This window comes from Ruegeria sp. AN6, from assembly GCF_056540425.1.
On the sequence record NZ_JBQFWR010000017.1, the window covers coordinates 54479 to 74920 of the forward strand.

21 protein-coding genes and 1 tRNA gene are annotated in these 20442 nt (G+C 56.2%); 10 read left to right on the forward strand and 12 right to left on the reverse strand.

The window, feature by feature from the left end:
• From ACR0MQ_RS19715 to ACR0MQ_RS19735, 5 genes are all read left to right on the forward strand, one after another.
• Positions 1–708: an ATP12 family protein gene (locus ACR0MQ_RS19715; RefSeq protein WP_170775940.1), complete on the forward strand. Its 708-nt coding sequence runs from the start codon at positions 1–3 to the stop codon at positions 706–708.
• A 207-nt stretch (positions 709–915) separates the two neighbouring features.
• Positions 916–1935, forward strand: a complete 1020-nt coding sequence (locus tag ACR0MQ_RS19720; protein ID WP_010437135.1) for an amino acid ABC transporter substrate-binding protein — start codon at positions 916–918, stop codon at positions 1933–1935.
• A 123-nt stretch (positions 1936–2058) separates the two neighbouring features.
• The gene (locus tag ACR0MQ_RS19725) at positions 2059–3291 is read left to right on the forward strand and encodes an amino acid ABC transporter permease (protein WP_170478212.1); all 1233 of its coding nucleotides are present in this window, start codon (positions 2059–2061) and stop codon (positions 3289–3291) included.
• Positions 3292–3294: 3 nt separating this feature from the next.
• Positions 3295–4593 (forward strand): amino acid ABC transporter permease, encoded by a 1299-nt coding sequence (locus tag ACR0MQ_RS19730; RefSeq protein WP_170544300.1) that lies wholly within the window; start codon positions 3295–3297, stop codon positions 4591–4593.
• A gap of 12 nt (positions 4594–4605) precedes the next feature.
• Entirely contained in the window at positions 4606–5397 is a 792-nt protein-coding gene (locus tag ACR0MQ_RS19735) for an amino acid ABC transporter ATP-binding protein (protein WP_029621560.1), read from the forward strand.
• 44 nt (positions 5398–5441) lie between these two features.
• Here ACR0MQ_RS19735 and ACR0MQ_RS19740 read toward each other — a convergent pair whose 3' ends face one another.
• The 12 genes from ACR0MQ_RS19740 to rpmH all read right to left on the reverse strand — a co-directional run bounded on the left by ACR0MQ_RS19740 (position 5442) and on the right by rpmH (position 15043).
• Positions 5442–5939: a histidine phosphatase family protein gene (locus ACR0MQ_RS19740; RefSeq protein WP_170478206.1), complete on the reverse strand. Its 498-nt coding sequence runs from the start codon at positions 5937–5939 to the stop codon at positions 5442–5444.
• Positions 5936–6619, reverse strand: a complete 684-nt coding sequence (locus tag ACR0MQ_RS19745; protein ID WP_480610283.1) for a ferredoxin — start codon at positions 6617–6619, stop codon at positions 5936–5938. The genes ACR0MQ_RS19740 and ACR0MQ_RS19745 overlap by 4 nt, the downstream gene beginning before the upstream one ends.
• Positions 6586–7380: a sterol desaturase family protein gene (locus ACR0MQ_RS19750; RefSeq protein WP_170775941.1), complete on the reverse strand. Its 795-nt coding sequence runs from the start codon at positions 7378–7380 to the stop codon at positions 6586–6588. The genes ACR0MQ_RS19745 and ACR0MQ_RS19750 overlap by 34 nt, the downstream gene beginning before the upstream one ends.
• A gap of 57 nt (positions 7381–7437) precedes the next feature.
• Positions 7438–8301 (reverse strand): acetylglutamate kinase, encoded by an 864-nt coding sequence (gene argB, locus ACR0MQ_RS19755; RefSeq protein ID WP_480610264.1) that lies wholly within the window; start codon positions 8299–8301, stop codon positions 7438–7440.
• Between the two features lie 60 nt (positions 8302–8361).
• Positions 8362–9015: a ribosome biogenesis GTP-binding protein YihA/YsxC gene (gene yihA / locus ACR0MQ_RS19760; RefSeq protein WP_480610266.1), complete on the reverse strand. Its 654-nt coding sequence runs from the start codon at positions 9013–9015 to the stop codon at positions 8362–8364.
• Positions 9012–9749, reverse strand: a complete 738-nt coding sequence (locus tag ACR0MQ_RS19765; RefSeq protein WP_170775943.1) for an MOSC domain-containing protein — start codon at positions 9747–9749, stop codon at positions 9012–9014. The genes yihA and ACR0MQ_RS19765 overlap by 4 nt, the downstream gene beginning before the upstream one ends.
• On the reverse strand, positions 9746–11569 hold the full coding sequence (gene yidC / locus ACR0MQ_RS19770; protein WP_480610269.1) for a membrane protein insertase YidC: 1824 nt from the start codon (positions 11567–11569) through the stop codon (positions 9746–9748). The genes ACR0MQ_RS19765 and yidC overlap by 4 nt, the downstream gene beginning before the upstream one ends.
• Before the next feature lie 126 nt (positions 11570–11695).
• Positions 11696–13237 carry an EAL domain-containing protein gene (locus ACR0MQ_RS19775; RefSeq protein ID WP_480610271.1) on the reverse strand — a complete coding sequence of 514 codons (1542 nt, stop codon included), beginning with the start codon at positions 13235–13237 and terminating at the stop codon, positions 11696–11698.
• Positions 13238–13307: 70 nt separating this feature from the next.
• Positions 13308–14192 (reverse strand): tRNA 2-thiocytidine(32) synthetase TtcA, encoded by an 885-nt coding sequence (gene ttcA / locus ACR0MQ_RS19780; protein ID WP_480610273.1) that lies wholly within the window; start codon positions 14190–14192, stop codon positions 13308–13310.
• Between the two features lie 44 nt (positions 14193–14236).
• Positions 14237–14464: a membrane protein insertion efficiency factor YidD gene (yidD, locus tag ACR0MQ_RS19785; protein WP_170775946.1), complete on the reverse strand. Its 228-nt coding sequence runs from the start codon at positions 14462–14464 to the stop codon at positions 14237–14239.
• Positions 14461–14883, reverse strand: coding sequence for a ribonuclease P protein component (gene rnpA / locus ACR0MQ_RS19790; protein WP_170478182.1), 423 nt, complete (start codon positions 14881–14883; stop codon positions 14461–14463). Before rnpA ends, yidD begins: the two co-directional genes overlap by 4 nt.
• Positions 14884–14908: 25 nt before the next feature.
• A complete protein-coding gene (gene rpmH / locus ACR0MQ_RS19795) occupies positions 14909–15043 on the reverse strand; it encodes a 50S ribosomal protein L34 (RefSeq protein WP_005980833.1) in 135 nt (44 codons plus the stop codon).
• A 297-nt stretch (positions 15044–15340) separates the two neighbouring features.
• Here rpmH and ACR0MQ_RS19800 point away from each other — a divergent pair, with 297 nt between their 5' ends.
• The 5 genes from ACR0MQ_RS19800 (at position 15341) to ACR0MQ_RS19820 (ending at position 20372) form a co-directional block, all read left to right on the forward strand.
• Positions 15341–16072, forward strand: coding sequence for a TVP38/TMEM64 family protein (locus tag ACR0MQ_RS19800; RefSeq protein ID WP_170775947.1), 732 nt, complete (start codon positions 15341–15343; stop codon positions 16070–16072).
• Between the two features lie 3 nt (positions 16073–16075).
• Positions 16076–17494 (forward strand): dihydrolipoyl dehydrogenase family protein, encoded by a 1419-nt coding sequence (locus ACR0MQ_RS19805; protein WP_480610277.1) that lies wholly within the window; start codon positions 16076–16078, stop codon positions 17492–17494.
• Positions 17495–17512: 18 nt separating this feature from the next.
• Positions 17513–18895, forward strand: coding sequence for an ATP-binding protein (locus ACR0MQ_RS19810; protein ID WP_480610279.1), 1383 nt, complete (start codon positions 17513–17515; stop codon positions 18893–18895).
• A 64-nt stretch (positions 18896–18959) separates the two neighbouring features.
• Positions 18960–19036, forward strand: a tRNA-Arg gene (locus ACR0MQ_RS19815).
• A 148-nt stretch (positions 19037–19184) separates the two neighbouring features.
• On the forward strand, positions 19185–20372 hold the full coding sequence (locus ACR0MQ_RS19820; RefSeq protein WP_480610281.1) for a tyrosine-type recombinase/integrase: 1188 nt from the start codon (positions 19185–19187) through the stop codon (positions 20370–20372).
• Positions 20373–20442: the final 70 nt, after the last annotated feature.

Consider the following 20442-nt stretch of genomic DNA (forward strand, 5'->3'; position numbering starts at 1 on the left):
ATGAGCGACTGGAAACCAAAACGCTTCTGGACGTCAGGCGCAGTCGTTGAGATCGACAACGGTTACACGGTTGAGCTGGATGGTCGTCGTGTCAAGACACCGGCAAAAGCAGCGCTGGTCCTTCCCACGCATGCCATGGCGCAGGCCATTGCCGATGAATGGGATGCGCAGGAAAAAGAGGTCGATCCCACCACGATGCCTTTCACCCGTTCGGCCAACGCGGCGATCGACAAGGTGCAGCATCAGCATGGTGAGGTTGCTGATATGCTGGCAGATTATGGCGATTCGGATTTGTTGTGCTATCGGGCGACGCACCCCGAGGCTTTGCAAAACCGGCAGGCAAACGACTGGGACCCTGCATTGGATTGGGCTGCCGACGCGCTGGGCGCACGTTTAATTTCGCGCGTGGGCGTGGTGCATCAACCGCAAGACACCGAAACACTGCAAACGTTGCGCAACCGGGTACACGCGCTCAATGCCTTTCAATTGGCGGCGTTTCACGATCTTGTCAGTCTGTCCGGATCATTGATTCTTGGATTTGCTGCGGCTTTGGATTGGCGAGCGCCAGATGAGATCTGGCATATTTCCCGATTGGATGAACTGTGGCAGATCGAACAGTGGGGTCATGATGATGAGGCACACGCTGCAGCCGAAGTAAAAAAAGCAGCGTTTTTGCATGCCAAGCGTTTCTTCGACATCTCGATCTGAGACTTTTTGAGCTCAAATCGTGATTTTGCGCCCCTTTTTGCCCAAATTGATCAATCGTTTTCCCTGATCCAGCCCTTGACGTTTGTTGATGAATACGCCCAAACTCGGGCCACTAAAGGGGAGACACCTTTTGGGTAACCTTTCTGGCGCGTATAGTGCTGGATCGAACCGTCCCATAAAGGGATGGAAAATCAGGAAGAGGTAAAAATGAAAAAATCCGTAATCTTGGGCATGGCAACCATTGCCGGCCTGGCTGCTGGCGCAGCTGCGGCGGGGACTGTTGACGATGTCAAAGCACGCGGCAAGCTGAACTGCGGTGTGACCACCGGTCTGGTCGGCTTTGCTGCACCCGACGCAAATGGCGAATGGCAGGGCTTTGACGTCTCACTGTGCCGTGCTGTTGCAGCCGCTGTACTGGGCGATGCAAGCGCTGTTGAATTTGTTCCGACCACCGGCAAGACTCGCTTTACCGCGCTGGCTTCGGGTGAGATCGACATGCTGGCTCGTAACACCACTTGGACATTCAGCCGCGACGTAGACCTGAAGTTCGAATTCGTCGGCGTGAACTACTACGACGGTCAGGGCTTTATGGTTCCCAAAGCGCTGGGCGTAAGCTCGGCCAAGGAACTGGACGGCGCAACCGTGTGCATCCAGACCGGCACCACAACCGAGCTGAACCTGGCGGACTTCTTCCGCTCGAACAACATCAGCTATGAGCCGGTTCCGATCGAAACCAACGCCGAAGCACAGCAGCAGTATCTGGCTGGCGCATGTGACGTTTACACCACCGACGCATCGGGCCTGGCTGCTACTCGCGCCACGTTCGAAAACCCTGGTGACCACGTCCTGCTGCCCGAAATCATCTCGAAAGAGCCTCTGGGCCCGCTGGTCCGTCACGGCGATCACGAGTGGGGCGACGTTGTCCGCTGGACTCTGAACGCTCTGGTTTCGGCTGAAGAGCTGGGCGTGACCTCGGCCAATATCGATGAGCTGAGCGCCGGCGCAGGTGACAACCCCGAAGTGAACCGTCTGCTGGGTACCGAAGGTACTCTGGGCGAAATGCTGGGTCTGGACGCTGACTGGGCCGCCAAGGCGATTAAAGCTGGTGGTAACTATGGCGAAGTCTTCGCCAAGAACATCGGTGAAGAAACTCCGATTGGTCTGGCTCGCGGCCTGAACGCACAGTGGACCGAAGGTGGCCTGCTGTATTCGCCGCCGTTCCGCTAAAATCCATTGGAAAGGGCGCAGGGCAACCTGCGCCCTTTTCTCATCAGAATGCTACGAGTTGCTCAAGAGTGGGGAGAACCCCGCCGACAATGAAGCGCTCGAAAAGCACGGGGATTCCTAAATATGTCAACTATGACTGACCCACCGAAAGCTGACTTTCGGTTGTCTATGCTCATAAACGACACCCGCTATCGCTCACTGACATTTCAGGTGATTGCGGCCGTCGTTATTGCGCTTTCCATCTGGTATCTTGGCAACAACCTGATCCAGAATCTCAGGGCCGCCGGCCTCAACATTTCCTACACATTTCTGGGCGACCCTTCGGGGTACGACATTAACCAGCGTTTGATTGAATATGACAGCCAGTCTTCGCATGGGCGCGCCGCTATTGTTGGAATTCTCAATACGCTGCTTGTCGCTGTTCTGGCCTGTGTTACCGCCACGGTGTTTGGTGTGATAGCGGGCGTATTGCGCCTGTCGAATAACTGGCTCGTGTCAAAGTTGATGGCCGTCTATGTCGAGATCTTCCGGAACATCCCGGTCCTGATCTGGATCATCATCATCTTCACCATCATGACGGCAGTATTGCCAGGGCCCAGAGCCTTCCGCGGCGATAACCCAACATCCAGCATGTTGTTTGACTTGTTCGCTTTCACCAACCGTGGTGTCTATATCCCGCGTCCGGAATTCGCCAATGGCTTGTTCAGCGCCACAATTCTGAACTGGGTTGTGGTGATCGTGTTTTTGGTCGGTTCTTGGTTTGCGTCACGCGAAATCGAAAAACGCGCCACGCTGAAGCAGGAACAAACTGGCGAGCGTCCGAAAACCGGCCTTGTGAAACTGGCCGTTTGGCTGGTGCCTTTTGCGCTGCTGATGGCGGTGATGGGTCTGACTTGGAACATTCCCGAGCTGAAGGGCTTTAACTTCAGCGGTGGTATCAAAATCGGTGGCCCGCTGATCGCTTTGTGGTTTGCCTTGTCGATTTATACCGGTGCCTTCATCGCGGAAAACGTTCGCGCGGGTATTCAGGCGATCTCGAAAGGTCAAACTGAAGCTGCAGCTGCACTGGGCTTGCGCCCGGGGCGGATCATGAATCTGGTGATCCTGCCGCAAGCGCTGCGGGTGATCATCCCGCCGCTGATTTCGCAGTATCTGAACATCACCAAGAACTCGTCGCTGGCGATTGCCGTGGGCTATGCGGATATCACTGCAACGTTGGGTGGCATCACGCTGAACCAGACCGGTCGTGCGATCGAGTGTGTTCTGTTGCTGATGCTGTTCTATCTGACCGCTTCGCTGCTGATCTCAATGGTGATGAACGTCTACAACGCATCCGTCAAGTTGAAGGAGCGCTGAGCCATGGCTGATCAAACAACAAACCCGATCGCCTTTGTGGCCGATGGCACCATTCCTCCGTCGCCACCACCAGCGAACCAGACGGGTATTGTGAAGTGGTTGCGAGAGAATCTTTTCTCTGGCGCAACCAATACAATCCTGACTGTCCTGTCGCTGATGTTAATCTATGTGCTTCTGAAGAACACGTTGCCATGGATCCTGAATGGAGTGTGGAACGCGAACTCGCTTGCGGAATGCCGAGAGATTCTCGCCGGTAAAACAGGTGCGTGTTTCGCGGTTCTGACCGAACGCTGGCCTCAGCTTATCTACGGGTTCAAATACCCTACCGATGCGTATTGGCGGCCTAATCTGGCATTCGTACTGATGCTAGCGGCGGTTGCACCGGTCCTGTTCTTCGACCTACCGCGCAAACTCCTGATCTTTACAGCCCTCTATCCCTTTATTGCCTTCTGGCTGATATGGGGTGGCACGATCTTGGTACCCTTCGTTGCCCTACTTGGCTGCGTTGCTGCGGGCGCTGTCTTTCAGAAGCTCGGGAAGAACAGTTTTGCCGCTGGATTCTTCGGGGCCATTATCGTTGCCTTGATCGTCTGGAAGCTTGGCGGTGCTTTGATCCCAGAGGACGCGTCCGAAGGGGCATGGCTTTCAGCTGTTCCCAGCCGCGATCTAGGTGGCTTCATGCTCAACATGATGCTGGGCTTAGCCTGCGTTTCGTTGTCGGTCCCGTTGGGGATTGCACTTGCGCTGGGCCGTCAGTCGAACATGCCGCTGATCAAGTGGGTCTGCGTTATCTTCATCGAATTTATACGCGGAGTGCCTCTGATCACACTGCTGTTTGTGGCTTCGGTGATGCTGTCGTATTTCTTCCCGCCTGACAGCACGGTCGACTTGTTCCTGCGCGTTGTGATCATGATCACCATGTTCTCGGCCGCCTATATTGCCGAGGTGATCCGCGGTGGTCTGGCAGCGCTTCCACGTGGACAGTACGAAGCAGCAGACAGTCTTGGTTTGGATTACCCGCAGGCGATGCGGCTTATCATCCTGCCGCAGGCATTGAAGATATCGATCCCCGGTATCGTGAACGTGGCCGTGGGCCTGTTCAAGGACACCACACTGGTTTCGGTCATCTCAATGTTCGATCTGGTGGGCATGATCCGGGGTCCCATCCTGGCGTCGACCGAATGGAACGGCGTCTATTGGGAGCTTCTGGGCTTTGCCGCGCTTCTGTTCTTCGTCGTCTGCTACGGCATCTCTCAATATTCCCAGTGGCTCGAGCGTCGCCTTGCCACGGATCATCATTAAGGAGTTCAACATATGTCTGAACTTGCAATTGACCGCGAAATCGACCGCACCAAGATGCAGGTGAGCGACGAGGTCGCCATCGAAATCAACAACATGAACAAGTGGTACGGATCCTTCCACGTACTGCGCGATATCAATCTGACCGTCAATCAGGGCGAGCGGATCGTGATCGCGGGGCCGTCCGGGTCGGGCAAGTCCACCCTGATCCGCTGCCTAAACGCGCTGGAGGAACACCAACAGGGCACGATTGTCGTGGATGGGACGGAACTGTCGAATGACCTCAAGAACATCGACAAGATCCGGTCCGAGGTTGGCATGGTGTTCCAGCACTTCAACCTGTTCCCGCATTTAACCATTCTGGAAAACTGTACGCTGGCCCCGATCTGGGTGCGCAAGACGCCCAAGAAAGAGGCCGAAGAGCGCGCGATGCATTTCCTGGAAAAGGTGAAAATCCCGGATCAGGCGCTGAAATATCCCGGCCAGCTTTCGGGTGGTCAGCAGCAGCGTGTGGCGATTGCCCGCTCGCTCTGCATGATGCCGCGGATCATGTTGTTTGATGAACCGACATCGGCGCTGGACCCCGAGATGATCAAAGAGGTGCTCGACACCATGATCGAGCTGGCCGAGGAAGGCATGACCATGCTGTGTGTGACCCACGAGATGGGTTTTGCACGTCAGGTTGCCAACCGTGTGATCTTTATGGACGCAGGCCAGATCGTGGAACAGAACGAACCGGAGGAGTTCTTCAATAACCCTCAGAGCGAACGGACCAAACTGTTCCTAAGCCAAATTCTGGGTCATTGAACCAAGACCAGAAGATCAGAAAGGCGGGGTTTACCCCGCCTTTTTTATTCGAGCAATTCGCGTGGGATTGTAAATCCAAGAACTTCACCACTTCCCCAACGAACCGAAGTCCAATCTGGTGCTTCAAAGTGGATAACAGTCGTTGCGCCAGTCGGATAATCGTAGAATCGCGGATGGTTCGGGGCTTGGCGTACTAACCGATGTGCAAACTCTGCAATACCGGGATTATGGCCTAGCATGAGCACGGTCTTTGCCGAAGCCGACGAAAGCGCCTCAAACATTTGATCGGGCCCGGCAAGGTAGAGGCCGGGGGTAAAGGACAGCTTTGATGCGCTTAGCCCCAACCGGTTCCATGTCTCCCGCGTGCGTTGTGCTGTTGAGCTGATGACTTCATCTGGTAGCCAACCATTGCTTTGTAACCAGCGGCCGATCGCAGGAGCCGACCTTCGTCCGCGTTTGTTCAGTGGCCGGTCGTGATCTTGGACAAATGGATCTTGCCAACTGGATTTCGCATGGCGGGTCAGAATCAGAGTTCGGGTCATGATCGAAAAAAAGCGTTCATGTGATGCGCCGACTGTTCGGGTTGACGCTCGGCACTTGCGCTGACAGGGCAGGCGCGCCGCGCGATACACCCATCGTTCAAGCAGTCTTGTCCAGCTTCAGTACCTAGATATCCTTTGCAGGCGGCCACATCGTAGAAGCTGTGCGTATTCAGCGCTTCTACCGGACAGGTGGTCGCGCAAGGGGCGGGGCATTCAATACATGGAGATTCCTGTAAGTTGTGCGGGATCGTAAATTCCCCAGTGAAATGCAAAGCGCCACGGAATGAAATCATCATTCCCACAGTGTCGTGCACCAGTGCCCCTACTGGGCTGCTGAACGTGCGCCCGGAGTTTAGTGCCCAGTCAATGAATGGTGCGTAAGGTGGGCCGCCAAACGGATAGTGCGCTGCGGCTGACAGGTCCTGCGCCAGTTTGCCAATAACTCGCTTTGACCATCGGTCTACAGGATCGGGTTGACCATCCTTCCACTCAGGTGATGCAGCCAGAGTGGGCCAGAACGCTCCTGCCGTCCCCAGCAGGATCAATGTGCCGCCGTCCAGTTGTTTGGCTCCCGACACGCGCGGATGTTGTGCACCCATAACTATCAGCCCAATCTGAGTGGCTGCTCGTTCGACATTGGCGTAAGTCATCGACGGCGGAAGGGCAGAGCCAGGCTCCATCCCAGTTTTGTTGGCCGATCGTCCTGCCATTCCAATCCCACGCTCATTTGTTCGTGCCCGTCCCGAGGTTGTGCGATGTAAGTCCCCAGCATCCGATCCCAGATAGACAGTGCAAAGCCATAATTGCTGTCATGCTCAGTTCGGAACACCGAATGATGTACGCGATGCATATCGGGAGTTACAAGAACCCTACGTACCACAGCGTCCACGGCAAGGGGGAGCTTCAAGTTTGAATGATTGAACAACGCTGTGCCATTAAGAAGGATCTCAAACAGGATCACAGCCAGGGCGCTGGCGCCGAGCAGATAGATTAGCCCGATTTTCAGGATCATGGACAACGCGATTTCAACAGGGTGAAAGCGGACTGCAGTAGTGACGTCCATGTCTCGGTCGGCGTGATGCACACGATGTAGCCGCCAAAGGATTGGCACCTTGTGGGTAATCAGATGCTGTAGCCAGATTGCAAAGTCCAGAATCAGCAAACACAGAATAAGCTCAACCCACCCTGGCCAAGCGAGCCAGTTAAAAACGCCCAATCCATTTTTCCCGGCATCAATGGCAGCGCCAACGGCCAATAAGGGCAACCCAATCGCCATAGTCCTGAGCATCAGTGTGTTCAAAACAGTGATTGATAGATTGGTTAGCCACCGATTTTTTCGCGGACAGGTTCTTAAGCGTTTTGGCGCAATTGTCTCTGCCGCCGCAAACACAACAAACAGGATCAAAAACACGCTTAGGCGAAATAGGGGCTCGTTCTCCATACATTCACAATCGAGCATGTTAATGCCCGGTGCAAGATGTCGAAGATCACTATGGCGTTAATCCGGGCGGATCAGGGATCCGGCACCGTGTTCCGTAAACAGTTCGAGCAACACCGCATTTGGCGCGCGCCCGTCCAGTATTACCACTGCCCGAACACCGCTATGAAGCGCGTCCAACGCGGTTTCTGTTTTGGGGATCATTCCACCCGCGATAGTGCCTTCCAGAGTCATCTCACGGATCTGACCGGCTTTCAGTTCGGTCACGACCTCTCCGGCGGCATTCTTGACGCCCGAAACATCGGTAAGCAGCAGAAGGCGATCTGCTTTAAGTGCCGAGGCAATCGCGCCAGCCGCGGTGTCGCCGTTGACGTTGAACGTTTCACCATTCTGGCCCGCACCAAGCGGGGCAATCACGGGGATCACGTCATGTGAGAACAGGTCATGCAGAACCTTTGGGTTCATCTTGGACGGTGAGCCCACAAATCCCAGCGATGGATCGGTCTGATCGCAAATCATCAGGTTTGCATCCTTGCCCGACAAACCCACAGCCGAGCCGCCCTGACCGTTGATCGCCTGTACGATACGCTTGTTTATAAGGCCGGACAGAACCATCTCGACCACCTCAACAGTGGCTTTGTCAGTCACACGCTTGCCGCCGACAAATTCGGACTGAATGTCCAGCTTGCCCAGCATGGCGTTGATCATAGGGCCGCCGCCATGCACGATGACGGGGTTTACACCGACTTGCCGCATCAGAACAACGTCGCGCGCAAAGCTTTCCATCGCCTCGTCGCTGCCCATGGCGTGTCCACCCAGCTTGATAACAACGATGGCCCCGTCATAGCGCTGCAGGTAGGGCAGGGCGCTGTTCAAGGTGGCTGCGGTGGCGATCCAATCCCGATTCATATCTCTTGTCTTCATGGCTGAGGTCCCTCTGGGCACCCGTGTTAGGGTCTTTGAGCAGTGCTGCCAAGAGCCAAGCTATTCCAGATGCGCGATGATCGAGCGCAGGGTGGGAATTCCGTCGCCTTTCTCGGATGATGTTAACACCATCTCGGGGAAGGCTGCGGGGTGTTTGGCAAGCGCACTGCGTACCTGCTGCAGCACCTTCTCGCGGTCGTTGGCTTTTACCTTGTCGGCTTTGGTCAGAACGCATTGAAACGTGACAGCGCTAGTGTCCAGCAGCTTCATAATCTCTGCGTCGACCGGCTTTACCCCGTGGCGCGAGTCGATCAGCACAAATGCGCGGCGCAGGGTTTGACGGCCGCTGAGATACTTTTTCAGCAACCGCTGCCATTTTTCGACGACCTTGACCGGCGCATTGGCGTAACCATATCCCGGCAGGTCAACCAGATAGAGCTCAGGCCCTTGAGTGAAAAAGTTGATCTCTTGTGTGCGGCCCGGCGTGTTTGATGCACGCGCCAGCCCCTTTGTCCCAGTCAGCGCGTTGATTAAGCTGGACTTGCCCACGTTTGAGCGCCCTGCGAAGCAGACTTCTAGCCGGTCAGGTGCGGGCAGGCCGTCCATGGCGACCACGCCTTTGACGAACTCGGATGGTCCGGCAAACAGTTTGCGCCCGGTTTCTGTCGCGAACGCGTCAGGGGATTCGGCCAATGGAAAACGAAGAGCGGTCACAGTACCTGTACCTTGTCGCCGGTGCGGATGCTGCCGCCTTGCAGAACCTCAGCATAGACCCCGAAATCCTGATGATCCCAATTGCCGAGCGCGCCCAACGTATCGGCATCGCGTTCACCCGTCTCGGGGTTGGCCGTCGTGGCCAAGCAACGCGTTATGCGTTCACGGACGTGAAAGATCACCTCGCCAATTCGTATATCGCGGCCCAGCCAGTCGAATTCCTCCCACAGTGGCAGGCCATCGAACCAGATGTTGCCACGCCAACGTGCAATCGAAAGATCACGGCCCAATTTCTGCTCGACCGCACGGTGCGAGGCCATATTGCACAGGCTGATCGATGGGAAATCGCTGTCGGTCATCCCGCGACCGGGAACGCGGATGATGCGGGCCGAGGCGGCCCGGTCTGTCGGCATCAGTGGCCTCACCCAGTCCAGAAATTTGTCTTGTTGCGTGTCGGGCTCAAAACTCAGATCGGGGCGGTTGGGATGGCGCAGCGTGACCGTGTCACCCTGTAGATGCGCTGAGATTGCCATCAACTGAGGCGCCTTCGCGCCGCGGCTGAAATTGTTGCAGGGTACCCATTCCGACCCATCCGCTTTGGACGCCTCATGCGCAACCGCCCAAATACGATCCCCGGGCATGGTCTGCCCGGGGGTCATGGTGATGTGATCAAGGCTTTCGCGCCCGTGACTTTTTATCGGGTGCCGCCACAAAGCGGTTACTGTTCCGCTCATTTGTCATCCGTCTTTGGGGTGCGCTTGAAGCCAGACTTGATGTTTCCGAATACGTCAGGTTTGTAGCCTTGACTGCGCATGATCAGATATTGCTGGGTGAATGTGATCGTGTTGTTCGCGATCCAGTACACCACCAGCCCGCTGGCAAAGCTGCCCAGCATGAACATGAACACCCAAGGCATCCAGGCAAAGATCATCGCCTGCGTCGCATCGGTTGGTGCCGGATTCAGCTTTTGCTGCAGCCACATCGAGATACCCAGCAACAGCGGCAGGATGCCGATGAAGATCAGCGCCATGAACGTTTCCGGTTGTGGGCCAGCCCAGGGCAACAGGCCGAACAGGTTCATGATCGAGGTCGGATCCGGCGCGCTGAGGTCCTGGAACGGGCCAAACCAGGGGGCTTGGCGCAGTTCGATGGTGACGAAGATCACCTTGTATAGCGAGAAGAAGATCGGAATCTGCATCAGGATTGGTAAACAGCCAGCGGCCGGGTTTACCTTTTCTTTCTTGTAAAGCTCCATCATGCCTTGCTGCATCTTCTGGCGGTCGTCTCCTGCGGCTTCTTTCAACGCCTCCATCTGCGGCTGCAGTTCCTTCATTTTCGCCATCGAGACGTAGGATTTGAAGGCCAGCGGGAAGAGGATTGCCTTGATGATCAAGGTCAGGCCGATGATGGACCAGCCCATATTGCCGATCAGAGCATTGATGTTGTGCAGCAGCCAGAAGATCGGCTTGGTGAGAAAGAAGAACCAGCCCCAGTCGATGCTGTCGATGAATTTCTGCACGCCTTCAGCCTGATATTCACGAATGGCTTCCCATTCCTTGGCACCGGCGAACAGGCGGGTCGTGACCTCGGCGGTTTCACCTGGGTCGACAGTCAGTGTCGGCAGGACCGTCTCGGTCTGATAAATTTTGCGGCGCGAGTCGTATTTGGCGGCTGCTTTGAAAGCTGACCCGGGTTCGGGGATCAGTGTGGTCATCCAGTAATGGTCGGTAAATCCGATCCATCCATCTTCCTTGACCTGATAGACCTCGGCCTGGGCCCTTTCATTCGGGTCGATATCGAAATCGCGGACATCGTCATAATCGACCTCGGACAGTGTGCCATCCGACATGCCAATCACGCCCTCATGCAAGATGAAGAAATTCTTTAGGCCCGGAAGATCACCATCTTCGCCAATACCGTGCCGGGCGAGAATGCCATAAGGAGCCATGCTCACCTCGGACTGGGTCGCGTTTTCGACCGATTGGGTCACGGTGAACATGTAGTCCTGATCGACCGAGATGATCCGGCGGAAGGTCAGGCCATTGCCGTTGTCCCAGGCAAGCGTGATGGGGCTGTCTACACCCAGTTTCTCTCCCTGCTCCAATGTCCATAGTGTATTGGGGCCGGGAACGTCCGCACTTGCGAGGCCTGCGCCTGGGGCCCAACCATAAATGGCGTAATATGCTGATTCCGACCCGACCGGAGACAGCAATTCGACAATGGGCGCTCCTTCTTCGATCGAAACCTTGTAGTCTTTCAAGAACAGCTCATCGATCCGCCCGCCCGACAGGGACAGGCTGCCCTCCAGGCGGGGCGTGTCGATTTGCACCCGAGGGGCTTGTTCCTCTGGCAGAGTCTCTTCGGTGGTTGCGGTTGCTTCACCAACAGTGCTGGTGGCACTGGGTGTCTGCACCTCATCCCCTTCAAGGGCGGTAATTTCAGCCTCATCCTGTGTCACCGATGGTTCGGGCGGTGGAAACAGGACGAACCAGACAAGGATCACCAAAAAGCTGAGCGCAGTTGCAAGGATGAGGTTCTTATTCTGATCGTCCATCGGGGACAGCCACCTTGAGCAGTGAAACACACCCGGTGGGTTCAACAGAGTGCAGCCCCAAAGGTCAAGCGGAATCGCCTCATAAATCGCCGCAGTAACGGATTTGGCGCAATGAAATGACCGATTTCATCCCATATTGCCGCCGATCCTGGGCGCGCTTTTAAGCTGATTACGATGGGCAGCGATCCATTGCATCGTCTGTTCGAACGGCATCGGTTTGGCAATTCCGAACCCCTGCACGTGATTGCTGCCCAACTGTGCCATCAATGCGTGCTCACCCGGGGTTTCGACACCTTCCGCAAGAGTCTCAAGATTCAACCTTTCAGCCATCGTCAGAATCGCGCTGACAAGCTGCTGCTGACTGGGATCCTGGTCGGATTTTGCCACAAAGGTCCGGTCGATCTTGATACGCGAAACGTTAAATCGTTTGATTGACGCGATCGAGGCATGACCAGTTCCAAAATCATCCAGATCGATACAACACCCAAGAGTCACCATGCCTGTCACGTTTCTCGTTATCACGTCATCGGGTCGGCGCGAGAACACGGTTTCCAGAATCTCGACCGCCAATCTGTCTGGTGTCAGTTCAAACTGATCCAGTTCCCACTTCAATCGATCAATCAGGTTGGGATTGCGAAGTTCATCAGACGAGAAATTGATACCTATCCGAGGAATGATCGCATCGGCGCTATCCCAAGTGCGCAGGGCCTCGAAGGCGTGGTGGCGCATGACCTGACCCAACCGCTCCATCAGTTCGGCTTGTTCTGCGAAGGGCAAGAATACCTGAGGGCCAAGCACACCTTTGCCAGGATGCTCCCACCGTACAAGCGCTTCGAACCCGGTAATATTGCCGGTGTCAGTGGACACTTGAGGCTGGAACCAGGGCCGGATTTCCCCATTGTCCAATGCAGCCTCGAACTCTTTGCGCAAGTTGGCTCGAACCAGAGATCGCCGGCGGGTTGCCGTTGAATAGGCGCGGATTGTCGAAGGCCCGCTTCTCTGGGCCTCGGCAAGGGCAGCCGTGGCGGCCCCTATCCATTCATCAGCTTCAGCCTGGCGCAGATCCGACAGTAGACAAAACCCGATCGAGCAGGACTGATACACGCCAACTCCGTTTAAAAAGAGCGGTTCTTCGACGGCGCTTTGCAGGCGGCCTGACATTTGAATGCAGGCTTCGAGATCCAGATGCGGTGAGGAATTAAGACCAATCAAAAACCGATTTTGGTCAATCTGGCAAAAGATGTCATGATTGCGAATGATCGAAAGAACGCGATCGCGGAATTGCTGTTTTGCATGATCGGCTGCGGCCTGCCCGTGCAGATCCAAAAGGTCGGCAAAATCGTCCAGAGCTATAGCGATGCAGGCGGCATTTTCGCCTTTGCTACGCGCTGTCTCATTCAAAATCTGCAGTTCGGATTGAAAAACATCATGAGTCACTAGGCCGCTGGGGCGCATTCCCGCGCTATGGGCGGTGTAGGACCGGCTGCCCCATATTCCGGTTGCGGCAAACATAAGCGGCAGGCCAAGCGCCGCCATGAAAAGGGCACGTTCACCACCCAACCAGAACGCTGCCAGACAGATGGCTGGCAAAAAGGCCAGGACCCGTGGTCCGGTCAGGATAACTCGCAACAGATCGAGACATTTATCAACAGAGAGAAATTTCCGCATCGGTTTTACGGCCTTTGGCTTGGGCAAGGATCGCGCAGGCCAACCGTAGGAAATCTATCTGAGTCACTCGTTAACGCAACTTGGGAATTTCCGCCGAATTTTCGTCGTTTTGAATCTGTCCGGTCGAAAGGTTCGTAAAATCAAAAAGTTTCGGGTCAAGCAGGTGCGACGGTCTGGCATTTGTCAGCGCCCGGAACATCACCTGACGTCGCCCTGGCGCATTTTTTTCCCACTGGTCCAAAATCTGTTTGACCTGTTGACGTTGCAGCCCGTCCTGGCTGCCGCACAAATCACATGGGATGATGGGATAGTTCATCGCCTTTGCAAATTTCTCGCAATCCGCCTCGGCCACATGGGCGAGGGGGCGATAGACAAACAGATCCCCCTCTTCATTGACCAGTTTGGGCGGCATGGTCGCAAGACGGCCCCCGTGGAACAGATTCATGAAAAAGGTCTCAAGAATATCGTCGCGGTGATGGCCCAGCACGACCGCTGTGCACTCTTCTTCGCGCGCGATGCGATAGAGGTTGCCCCGCCGTAAACGCGAGCACAGTGCGCAATAGGTGCGGCCCTGGGGAACCTTATCCACCACAATCGAATAAGTATCCTGATATTCGATCCGATGCGGCACTCCCATGCGTTCGAGGAACTCGGGAAGAACAGTGGCCGGGAAACCTGGCTGACCCTGGTCCAAATTGCAGGCCAGCAAATCGACAGGCAGCAGCCCGCGCCATTTTAGTTCGTGGAGCACTGCCAGAAGGGTATAGCTGTCCTTGCCTCCCGACAGACCAACCAACCACCGGGGCGTTTTTCCATCATTGGTACGGTCCACCATCCCGTATTGATCAATGGCCTCACGCGTCTGACGCACAATGCGTTTGCGCAGTTTCTTGAACTCGGTGGTCGAGGGCGCCCCGGCAAAGAGCGGATGGATATCGTCAGCTTCGTCGAACATGGGGCGGGCCTATCGCAGTTGAGTGAACCGGGCAAGGGTGAGCGTTATTCGTCGTCGGGAACCGGATCATATCCATCGCTGCCCCATGGATGGCAGCGTCCAATGCGCCGCGCAGCCAGCCATGTGCCCTTGATGGGGCCATGTTTTTCCAGCGCCTCCAGCGCGTAGGCCGAACAGGTTGGTTGGTACCGGCAATTGAAACCAACCCATGGGCTGAAGATCAGCCGATAGACCCGGATCGGCAGGGCGAGGATATGGGCAAACAGGGTCATTTGCCGCCATGCACTTTGCGCAGGGCAAAGCGCAGATCATCTTTCAGTGCCTCAAAGGGCCGGGCCGCAGTGACCTCGGCACGGCCGATTAGGACGTAATCCCACCCTTCGCGTCCCTGAATGGGAAGAACTGCCCGCGCGGCCTCGCGCAATCGGCGCTTGGCGCGGTTGCGGGCCACGGCGTTGCCGACTTTCTTGGAACAGGTAAATCCGACGCGAATACCCGTTGCTTCATCCGTGCCGCGTTTTCGCGCTTGCACCATCATCGAGGCGGTGCCATGCCGTTTCGCCCGCGCTGCTTTAAGAAAATCAGAGCGATTCTGCAGAACAGTCAAAGTTTCATGCGCGCAAACGGACGCCGCCGGGGGCTTGACCCTCGGCTGGTTTGTACCATCCTCAGGGGCCTCCGGCGGCGTCATGTTCATAACCTGATCAGTGAGCGGTTTACGCGCTCAGCGATTTGCGGCCACGTGCGCGGCGCGCGTTCAGGATTTTGCGGCCGGCTTTGGTAGCCATGCGCGCGCGGAAACCGTGGCGGCGTTTGCGAACCAGGTTCGAAGGCTGATAGGTGCGTTTCATCGCTCCGTCTCCAATCTATAGCGGTCGGGTGCGGCGCGGATTCGCCTGGCCCTAGTGTTCGAAGCCCGTCCTCTACTGGGTCACGGGAGTTAAGTCAAACCCCTAGGTGGGGGTTTCGCCGCCTTTTGCAACAATTCTGTAACCGGCACCAGCAAAAGGTTTCAAGTCGCAGGTATTATTGCCCGAATTCGTCACATTCCGGGCCATAAACATCAACGCCGCGTGAGGTCCCTGTTGTGCGGGCCCAAGGCATCGCATGTTGGTGCCAGAATGAAACGCACCAAACCGGACACTGTAATGAGTGATACAACTCAGACCCCGCGCAGCGGACCTGCGCGTCATATCCCTTTGCTGGTGATTCTCGTCGTCGCTGCGGTGGGTTTCTTTACCTTGGGCGATTACCTGACGTTTGAGACCTTGCGCGACAACCGCGAGGCGCTTTTGGCGTGGCGGGATGCCAACTATTTGGCGATGGTTGCTGCCTTTATTGGCATTTACATCGTGATCGTGGCCTTCTCATTGCCCGGAGCTGCGGTGGCATCGATGACCGGGGGCTTCCTGTTTGGTCTCTTCGCCGGGACCGTGTTCAATGTTGTTGCAGCTACGATCGGGGCCTCAGCCATTTTCCTTGCAGCACGCTGGGGGTTGGGCGAGTCACTCACGGCGCGGCTGGAATCCTCGGAAGGGACGGTCAAGAAACTGAAAGACGGCCTGCGTGAGAATGAGATCTCGGTTCTCTTCCTGTTGCGCCTGGTGCCTGTGGTGCCGTTCTTCGTGGCCAATCTGGTGCCTGCATTGGTTGGCGTGAAATTTCGGAACTTCCTGATCACGACTGCGCTGGGCATTATCCCAGGCGGCATCGTCTATACTTGGATTGGCGTCGGGCTCGGGGGTGTATTTGACCGGGGTGAGACGCCGGATGTTTCGTTGCTGTGGGAGCCGTTTGTCATTGGGCCCATCATCGGCTTGTGTGTTCTGGCGGCGCTGCCGATTGTTATCAAATCCCTCCGTGGCCGAAAGGACACTTGATTCATGCAAGAGTTAAAGACCGATATCCTGGTGATCGGCGCCGGGTCGGGCGGATTGTCTGTGGCGGCCGGGGCCAGCCAGATGGGGGCGGATGTCGTCCTGCTGGAGGGGCACAAGATGGGCGGCGACTGCCTGAACTTTGGCTGCGTTCCCTCCAAGGCCCTGATTGCCAGCGGTAAGGCGGCACATGGGCAAGCACACGCTTCGGCCTTTGGGGTCGCGGACGTGGTGCCGCAGGTCGACTATGCCGCTGCAAAGGATCATGTGCATGACGTGATCGCTCAGATCGAACCGATGGACAGTCAGGAGCGTTTCGAGAGTTTTGGTGTCAAAGTAATCCCGGAATACGGTGGCTTTGTCTCACCAACTCAGGTTCAGGCTGGCGGTCACCTGATCACAGCCCGCCGCGTTGTTGTGGCCACCGGGTCTTCGCCGCTGGTGCCACCATTGCCGGGTCTGGATCAGGTCACCTATTTTACCAATGAGACCATCTTCGACCTGCGCGACAAGCCCGAGCATCTGCTGATCATCGGTGGCGGCCCGATCGGCATGGAGATGGCGCAGGCGCATATCCGTCTGGGCTGTAAGGTTACGGTGATCGAAGGCCTGAAGGCGCTCGGCAAGGACGACCCCGAAGCCGCAACCATCGTGCTGGACAGCCTGAAGGCGGAAGGCGTCGCGATTCATGAAAACGCCATGGTGGCTCAGATCAGAGACAATGCGGGCGCCATAGAGGTCGTGACCGAGAATGGAGAGATTCACGCTGGTTCACATTTGTTGCTTGCCGTTGGGCGCAAGGCCAACGTTGATCGCCTAAATCTTGAAGCTGCCGGGATTGAGAGTACTCGCACCAGTATCAAGGTCGACGACTCACTGCGGACTACCAACCGCAAGGTCTATGCTATCGGAGATGTCGCAGGTGGTCTGCAATTTACCCATGTGGCAGGCTATCAGGCGGGGGTTATCATTCGCTCAGCCCTGTTCGGGTTACCGTCAAAGGCGAAGACAGCACATATCCCCTGGGCGACATATACCGACCCGGAACTGGCACAGGTGGGGCTTAGCGAAGCGCAAGCGCGTGCCCAACACGGAGACGCGGTGGAAATTGCCCGTTTCGATTATCACCATAATGACCGGGCGATTTCCGAACGGAAAACGAAAGGCTTTATCAAGGTGATGGTAGTTAAAAGTCGCCCCGTCGGTGCAACAATCGTAGGGCACCAAGCCGGTGAACTGATCAACTTGTGGTCGCTGGCACTCGCAAATAACCTAAAGATGGGGCAGATCGCTGCCATGGTCTCGCCCTATCCGACGATTGGAGAGCTTAACAAACGGGTGGCGGGTGCCTATTTCACGCCAAGGCTGTTTGAGAATCAAACGGTTAAGAAAGTGGTCAGATTCGTCCAGCGCTGGATTCCCTGACCCAAGGAGGAGCGCAAAGTGAACTCGCTGTCGGGCCGATTTCTGATCCTGACGACGGTCTTCGTGATGTTGGCCGAAGTTCTGATCTTTGTGCCATCGATCGCGCGCTTTCGTGAAGATTTCCTACTGAACCGGCTCGAGCGTGCCCAGATCGCTTCGTTGGCGTTGCTGGCTGATGATATGCTGGCCGACGAGCTTGAGGCAGAACTGCTGGCCAATGCGGGTGTTTACAACGTCGTGCTGCGCCGCGACGAAGTGCGCCAGCTCATGCTGTCTTCACCCATCCCGGATCGGATCTCCAAAACCTTCGATCTGCGCGATGCCAGCGCCTGGGTGCTGATCCGCGACGCGACTCTGCGGCTGTTTACGCCCGAAAACGAGGTCATTCGCGTTCTAGGCGCGCCAGTTAAGGATGCTGGTCTACTGATAGAAGTAACAATGGATAGCGACCCGTTGCGAATGGCGATGACGGATTACGGGCTTCGCATTTTGGGCCTGTCCTTTGTGATTTCTATCATTACCGCCTCATTCCTGTTTCTTGCCGTGCGCGTGGTTCTGGTACGCCCGATCAAAAGTGTGGTCGGCTATATGCAACGCTACGCCAGCGCACCCGAGGACGCGCGCGGAATTATCTCACCCAATTCCAAGGTGACGGAACTGCGCGAAGCCGAAGAGGCCTTGCAGATGCTTCAAACTGATCTGACACAAGCCTTGAAGCAACGCGAACGCCTGGCGCAATTGGGAGGAGCAGTGGCTAAGGTTAGCCATGATTTGCGCAACATTCTGACTTCGGCCCAGCTGTTTACCGACCGGATTGAGGCGAGTAATGACCCGCTGGTGGCTCGTATGGCGCCAAAACTTGTCAATTCGATCACCCGCGCCGTCTCATTATGCGAAAGCACACTGGCCTTTGGTCGCGCGGAGGAGCCCGCTCCGACACTGACCATGTTGCGCCTGCGAGAGATTGCCGAGGATGTTGCGACCAGCGAGAGGCTCGCGCTGGCGAATGCCTGTGTCGAGATCGTAAATGAAGTGCCCGAAGATCTTGTTGTCCGTGCTGACCCCGAACAGATTTTCAGGGTCATTTTGAACCTCGTACGCAATGCACGACAGGCGCTGTCTACTTCTGGAAAACCGGGTCGCATTTCTGTAAACGCCTCCGAGCAGGAAAAGGATTGGTGTATCGAAATCAGCGATACGGGCCCGGGTCTTCCGCCAAAAGCCCAAGAGAATCTGTTTACACCCTTTCAGGGGGGCGTGCGTAAAGGCGGCTCGGGTTTGGGATTGGCTATCTCGCAAGAGTTGGTGCGTGGCCATGGCGGGGAGTTGTTCCTGAAAACCACCGGACCCGAGGGAACCACCTTTGAAATAAGGCTCCCACGCGGTGATATGACTTTTTGAAGTTTTTTTGAAGAATCGGCTTGCACGCCCGTGGCCTCAGGTCTAAATACCGCCTCACCAACGCGGACCGATAGCTCAGCTGGATAGAGTACTTGACTACGAATCAAGGGGTCGGGGGTTCGAATCCTCCTCGGTCCGCCACTTGGTAATTTCCCTGAATTTTGATGAACCACGCTAGGCTGCTAAAACCTTTGAGTTTTATGGCTGTAGTCTCACTGGTGCGTTTCATTGGATTTTACCCGATTTCACCACTATACTTTCATTGAGTGGTATATTTTGTGGTATTTTCATGGCTGCGCTCAGCGGAAAGCTGACAAAGAAGCTGGTAGAGAATCTCGGTCCGGGTCGGCATGGCGACGGTTCTGGCCTGTACCTTGTTGTTGATCCATCAGGCGCACGGCGCTGGATCGTACGCGTAACGGTCAAAGGACAGAAGAACCGCAAGGGCGCACCGCTGAGAACAGACTTCGGTTTGGGCGGCGCTGATGTTGTCACTCTGAACCATGCCCGAGAAAGAGCGCTCGAATACAGGCGGATGGCAAAAGCCGGGTTGAACCCTCGCTTCAACGCCCAGCGCGAAATCCCGACCTTCGAAGAACTCAGCCGACAGGTTCACATTGACCGCCTGCCGACATGGAAGAATACCAAACATGGACAGCAATGGCTCAACACCTTGCGCGACTATGCGTTCCCAAAGATCGGGCGCATGCCAGTCGACAGCATCGATCAGCCCGAAGTGCTGATGTGCCTGTCCCCCATCTGGACCGAGAAACACGAAACCGCAAAGCGACTGTCGCAACGGATCAAGACGGTGCTCGATGTGGCGAAGTCCAAGGGCTTCCGCTCGGGTGAGAACCCGGTGACCGCGATCCGCGAAGGCAAGATGCTGCCTACCGTCAAAGCCAAGGTGCAGCACCACGACGCAATGCCGTGGCAAGAAGTGCCCGCGTTCTTTGCCGAGTTGCAGACCCGCTCAGCTATGGCCGCCAAGGCGCTGCAGTTCACCATCCTGACCGCTTGCCGAACATCTGAGGTGCTGGAGATGAAATGGACCGAGGTCGATGTTGATGCGCGCCTGTGGACCATACCCGCAGAGCGTATGAAAGGCGGGCAGGTCCATCGTGTGCCTCTCACCGACGAAATGCTTGGAATTCTGGAGCCGCTGCGTGCGCTGGCCTCTGACTATGTGTTCGAGGGGCAAAAGCGGCACCAGCCTTTGTCGAACATGTCAATGCTGATGCTGCTGCGCCGGATGCGGCAGGATGGCGTCACCGTGCATGGATTCCGCAGTTCGTTTCGGGACTGGGCGGCGGAGGCTGCGAACGCGCCACGTGAACTAGCGGAGGCGGCTTTGGCCCATCAGGTTGGGTCCGATGTGGAGCGGGCCTATGCGCGGTCGGATTTGTTGGAGCGACGGAGAAGCCTCATTTCTGGTTGGAATGGATTTGTAGGTAAAGCTAGGTTCTGGACCCATTAATTTGGTTGCCGTCATCTCGGCTGCATGATTCAAGCCCCTGAGTTTCAGGGGTATAACATGAGTAATCTAT

What these genes read in the sequence shown, in the direction of transcription:
- ACR0MQ_RS19715 (WP_170775940.1), top strand. Translation starts at nt 1, where the DNA reads ATGAGCGACTGGAAACCAAAACGCTTCTGGACGTCAGGCGCAGTCGTT.
- ACR0MQ_RS19720 (WP_010437135.1), top strand. Translation starts at nt 916, where the DNA reads ATGAAAAAATCCGTAATCTTGGGCATGGCAACCATTGCCGGCCTGGCT.
- ACR0MQ_RS19725 (WP_170478212.1), top strand. Translation starts at nt 2,059, where the DNA reads ATGTCAACTATGACTGACCCACCGAAAGCTGACTTTCGGTTGTCTATG.
- ACR0MQ_RS19730 (WP_170544300.1), top strand. Translation starts at nt 3,295, where the DNA reads ATGGCTGATCAAACAACAAACCCGATCGCCTTTGTGGCCGATGGCACC.
- ACR0MQ_RS19735 (WP_029621560.1), top strand. Translation starts at nt 4,606, where the DNA reads ATGTCTGAACTTGCAATTGACCGCGAAATCGACCGCACCAAGATGCAG.
- ACR0MQ_RS19740 (WP_170478206.1), bottom strand. Translation starts at nt 5,939, where the DNA reads ATGACCCGAACTCTGATTCTGACCCGCCATGCGAAATCCAGTTGGCAA.
- ACR0MQ_RS19745 (WP_480610283.1), bottom strand. Translation starts at nt 6,619, where the DNA reads ATGGAGCCTGGCTCTGCCCTTCCGCCGTCGATGACTTACGCCAATGTC.
- ACR0MQ_RS19750 (WP_170775941.1), bottom strand. Translation starts at nt 7,380, where the DNA reads ATGGAGAACGAGCCCCTATTTCGCCTAAGCGTGTTTTTGATCCTGTTT.
- argB (WP_480610264.1), bottom strand. Translation starts at nt 8,301, where the DNA reads ATGAAGACAAGAGATATGAATCGGGATTGGATCGCCACCGCAGCCACC.
- ACR0MQ_RS19765 (WP_170775943.1), bottom strand. Translation starts at nt 9,749, where the DNA reads ATGAGCGGAACAGTAACCGCTTTGTGGCGGCACCCGATAAAAAGTCAC.
- yidC (WP_480610269.1), bottom strand. Translation starts at nt 11,569, where the DNA reads ATGGACGATCAGAATAAGAACCTCATCCTTGCAACTGCGCTCAGCTTT.
- ACR0MQ_RS19775 (WP_480610271.1), bottom strand. Translation starts at nt 13,237, where the DNA reads ATGCGGAAATTTCTCTCTGTTGATAAATGTCTCGATCTGTTGCGAGTT.
- ttcA (WP_480610273.1), bottom strand. Translation starts at nt 14,192, where the DNA reads ATGTTCGACGAAGCTGACGATATCCATCCGCTCTTTGCCGGGGCGCCC.
- yidD (WP_170775946.1), bottom strand. Translation starts at nt 14,464, where the DNA reads ATGACCCTGTTTGCCCATATCCTCGCCCTGCCGATCCGGGTCTATCGG.
- rnpA (WP_170478182.1), bottom strand. Translation starts at nt 14,883, where the DNA reads ATGACGCCGCCGGAGGCCCCTGAGGATGGTACAAACCAGCCGAGGGTC.
- rpmH (WP_005980833.1), bottom strand. Translation starts at nt 15,043, where the DNA reads ATGAAACGCACCTATCAGCCTTCGAACCTGGTTCGCAAACGCCGCCAC.
- ACR0MQ_RS19800 (WP_170775947.1), top strand. Translation starts at nt 15,341, where the DNA reads ATGAGTGATACAACTCAGACCCCGCGCAGCGGACCTGCGCGTCATATC.
- ACR0MQ_RS19805 (WP_480610277.1), top strand. Translation starts at nt 16,076, where the DNA reads ATGCAAGAGTTAAAGACCGATATCCTGGTGATCGGCGCCGGGTCGGGC.
- ACR0MQ_RS19820 (WP_480610281.1), top strand. Translation starts at nt 19,185, where the DNA reads ATGGCTGCGCTCAGCGGAAAGCTGACAAAGAAGCTGGTAGAGAATCTC.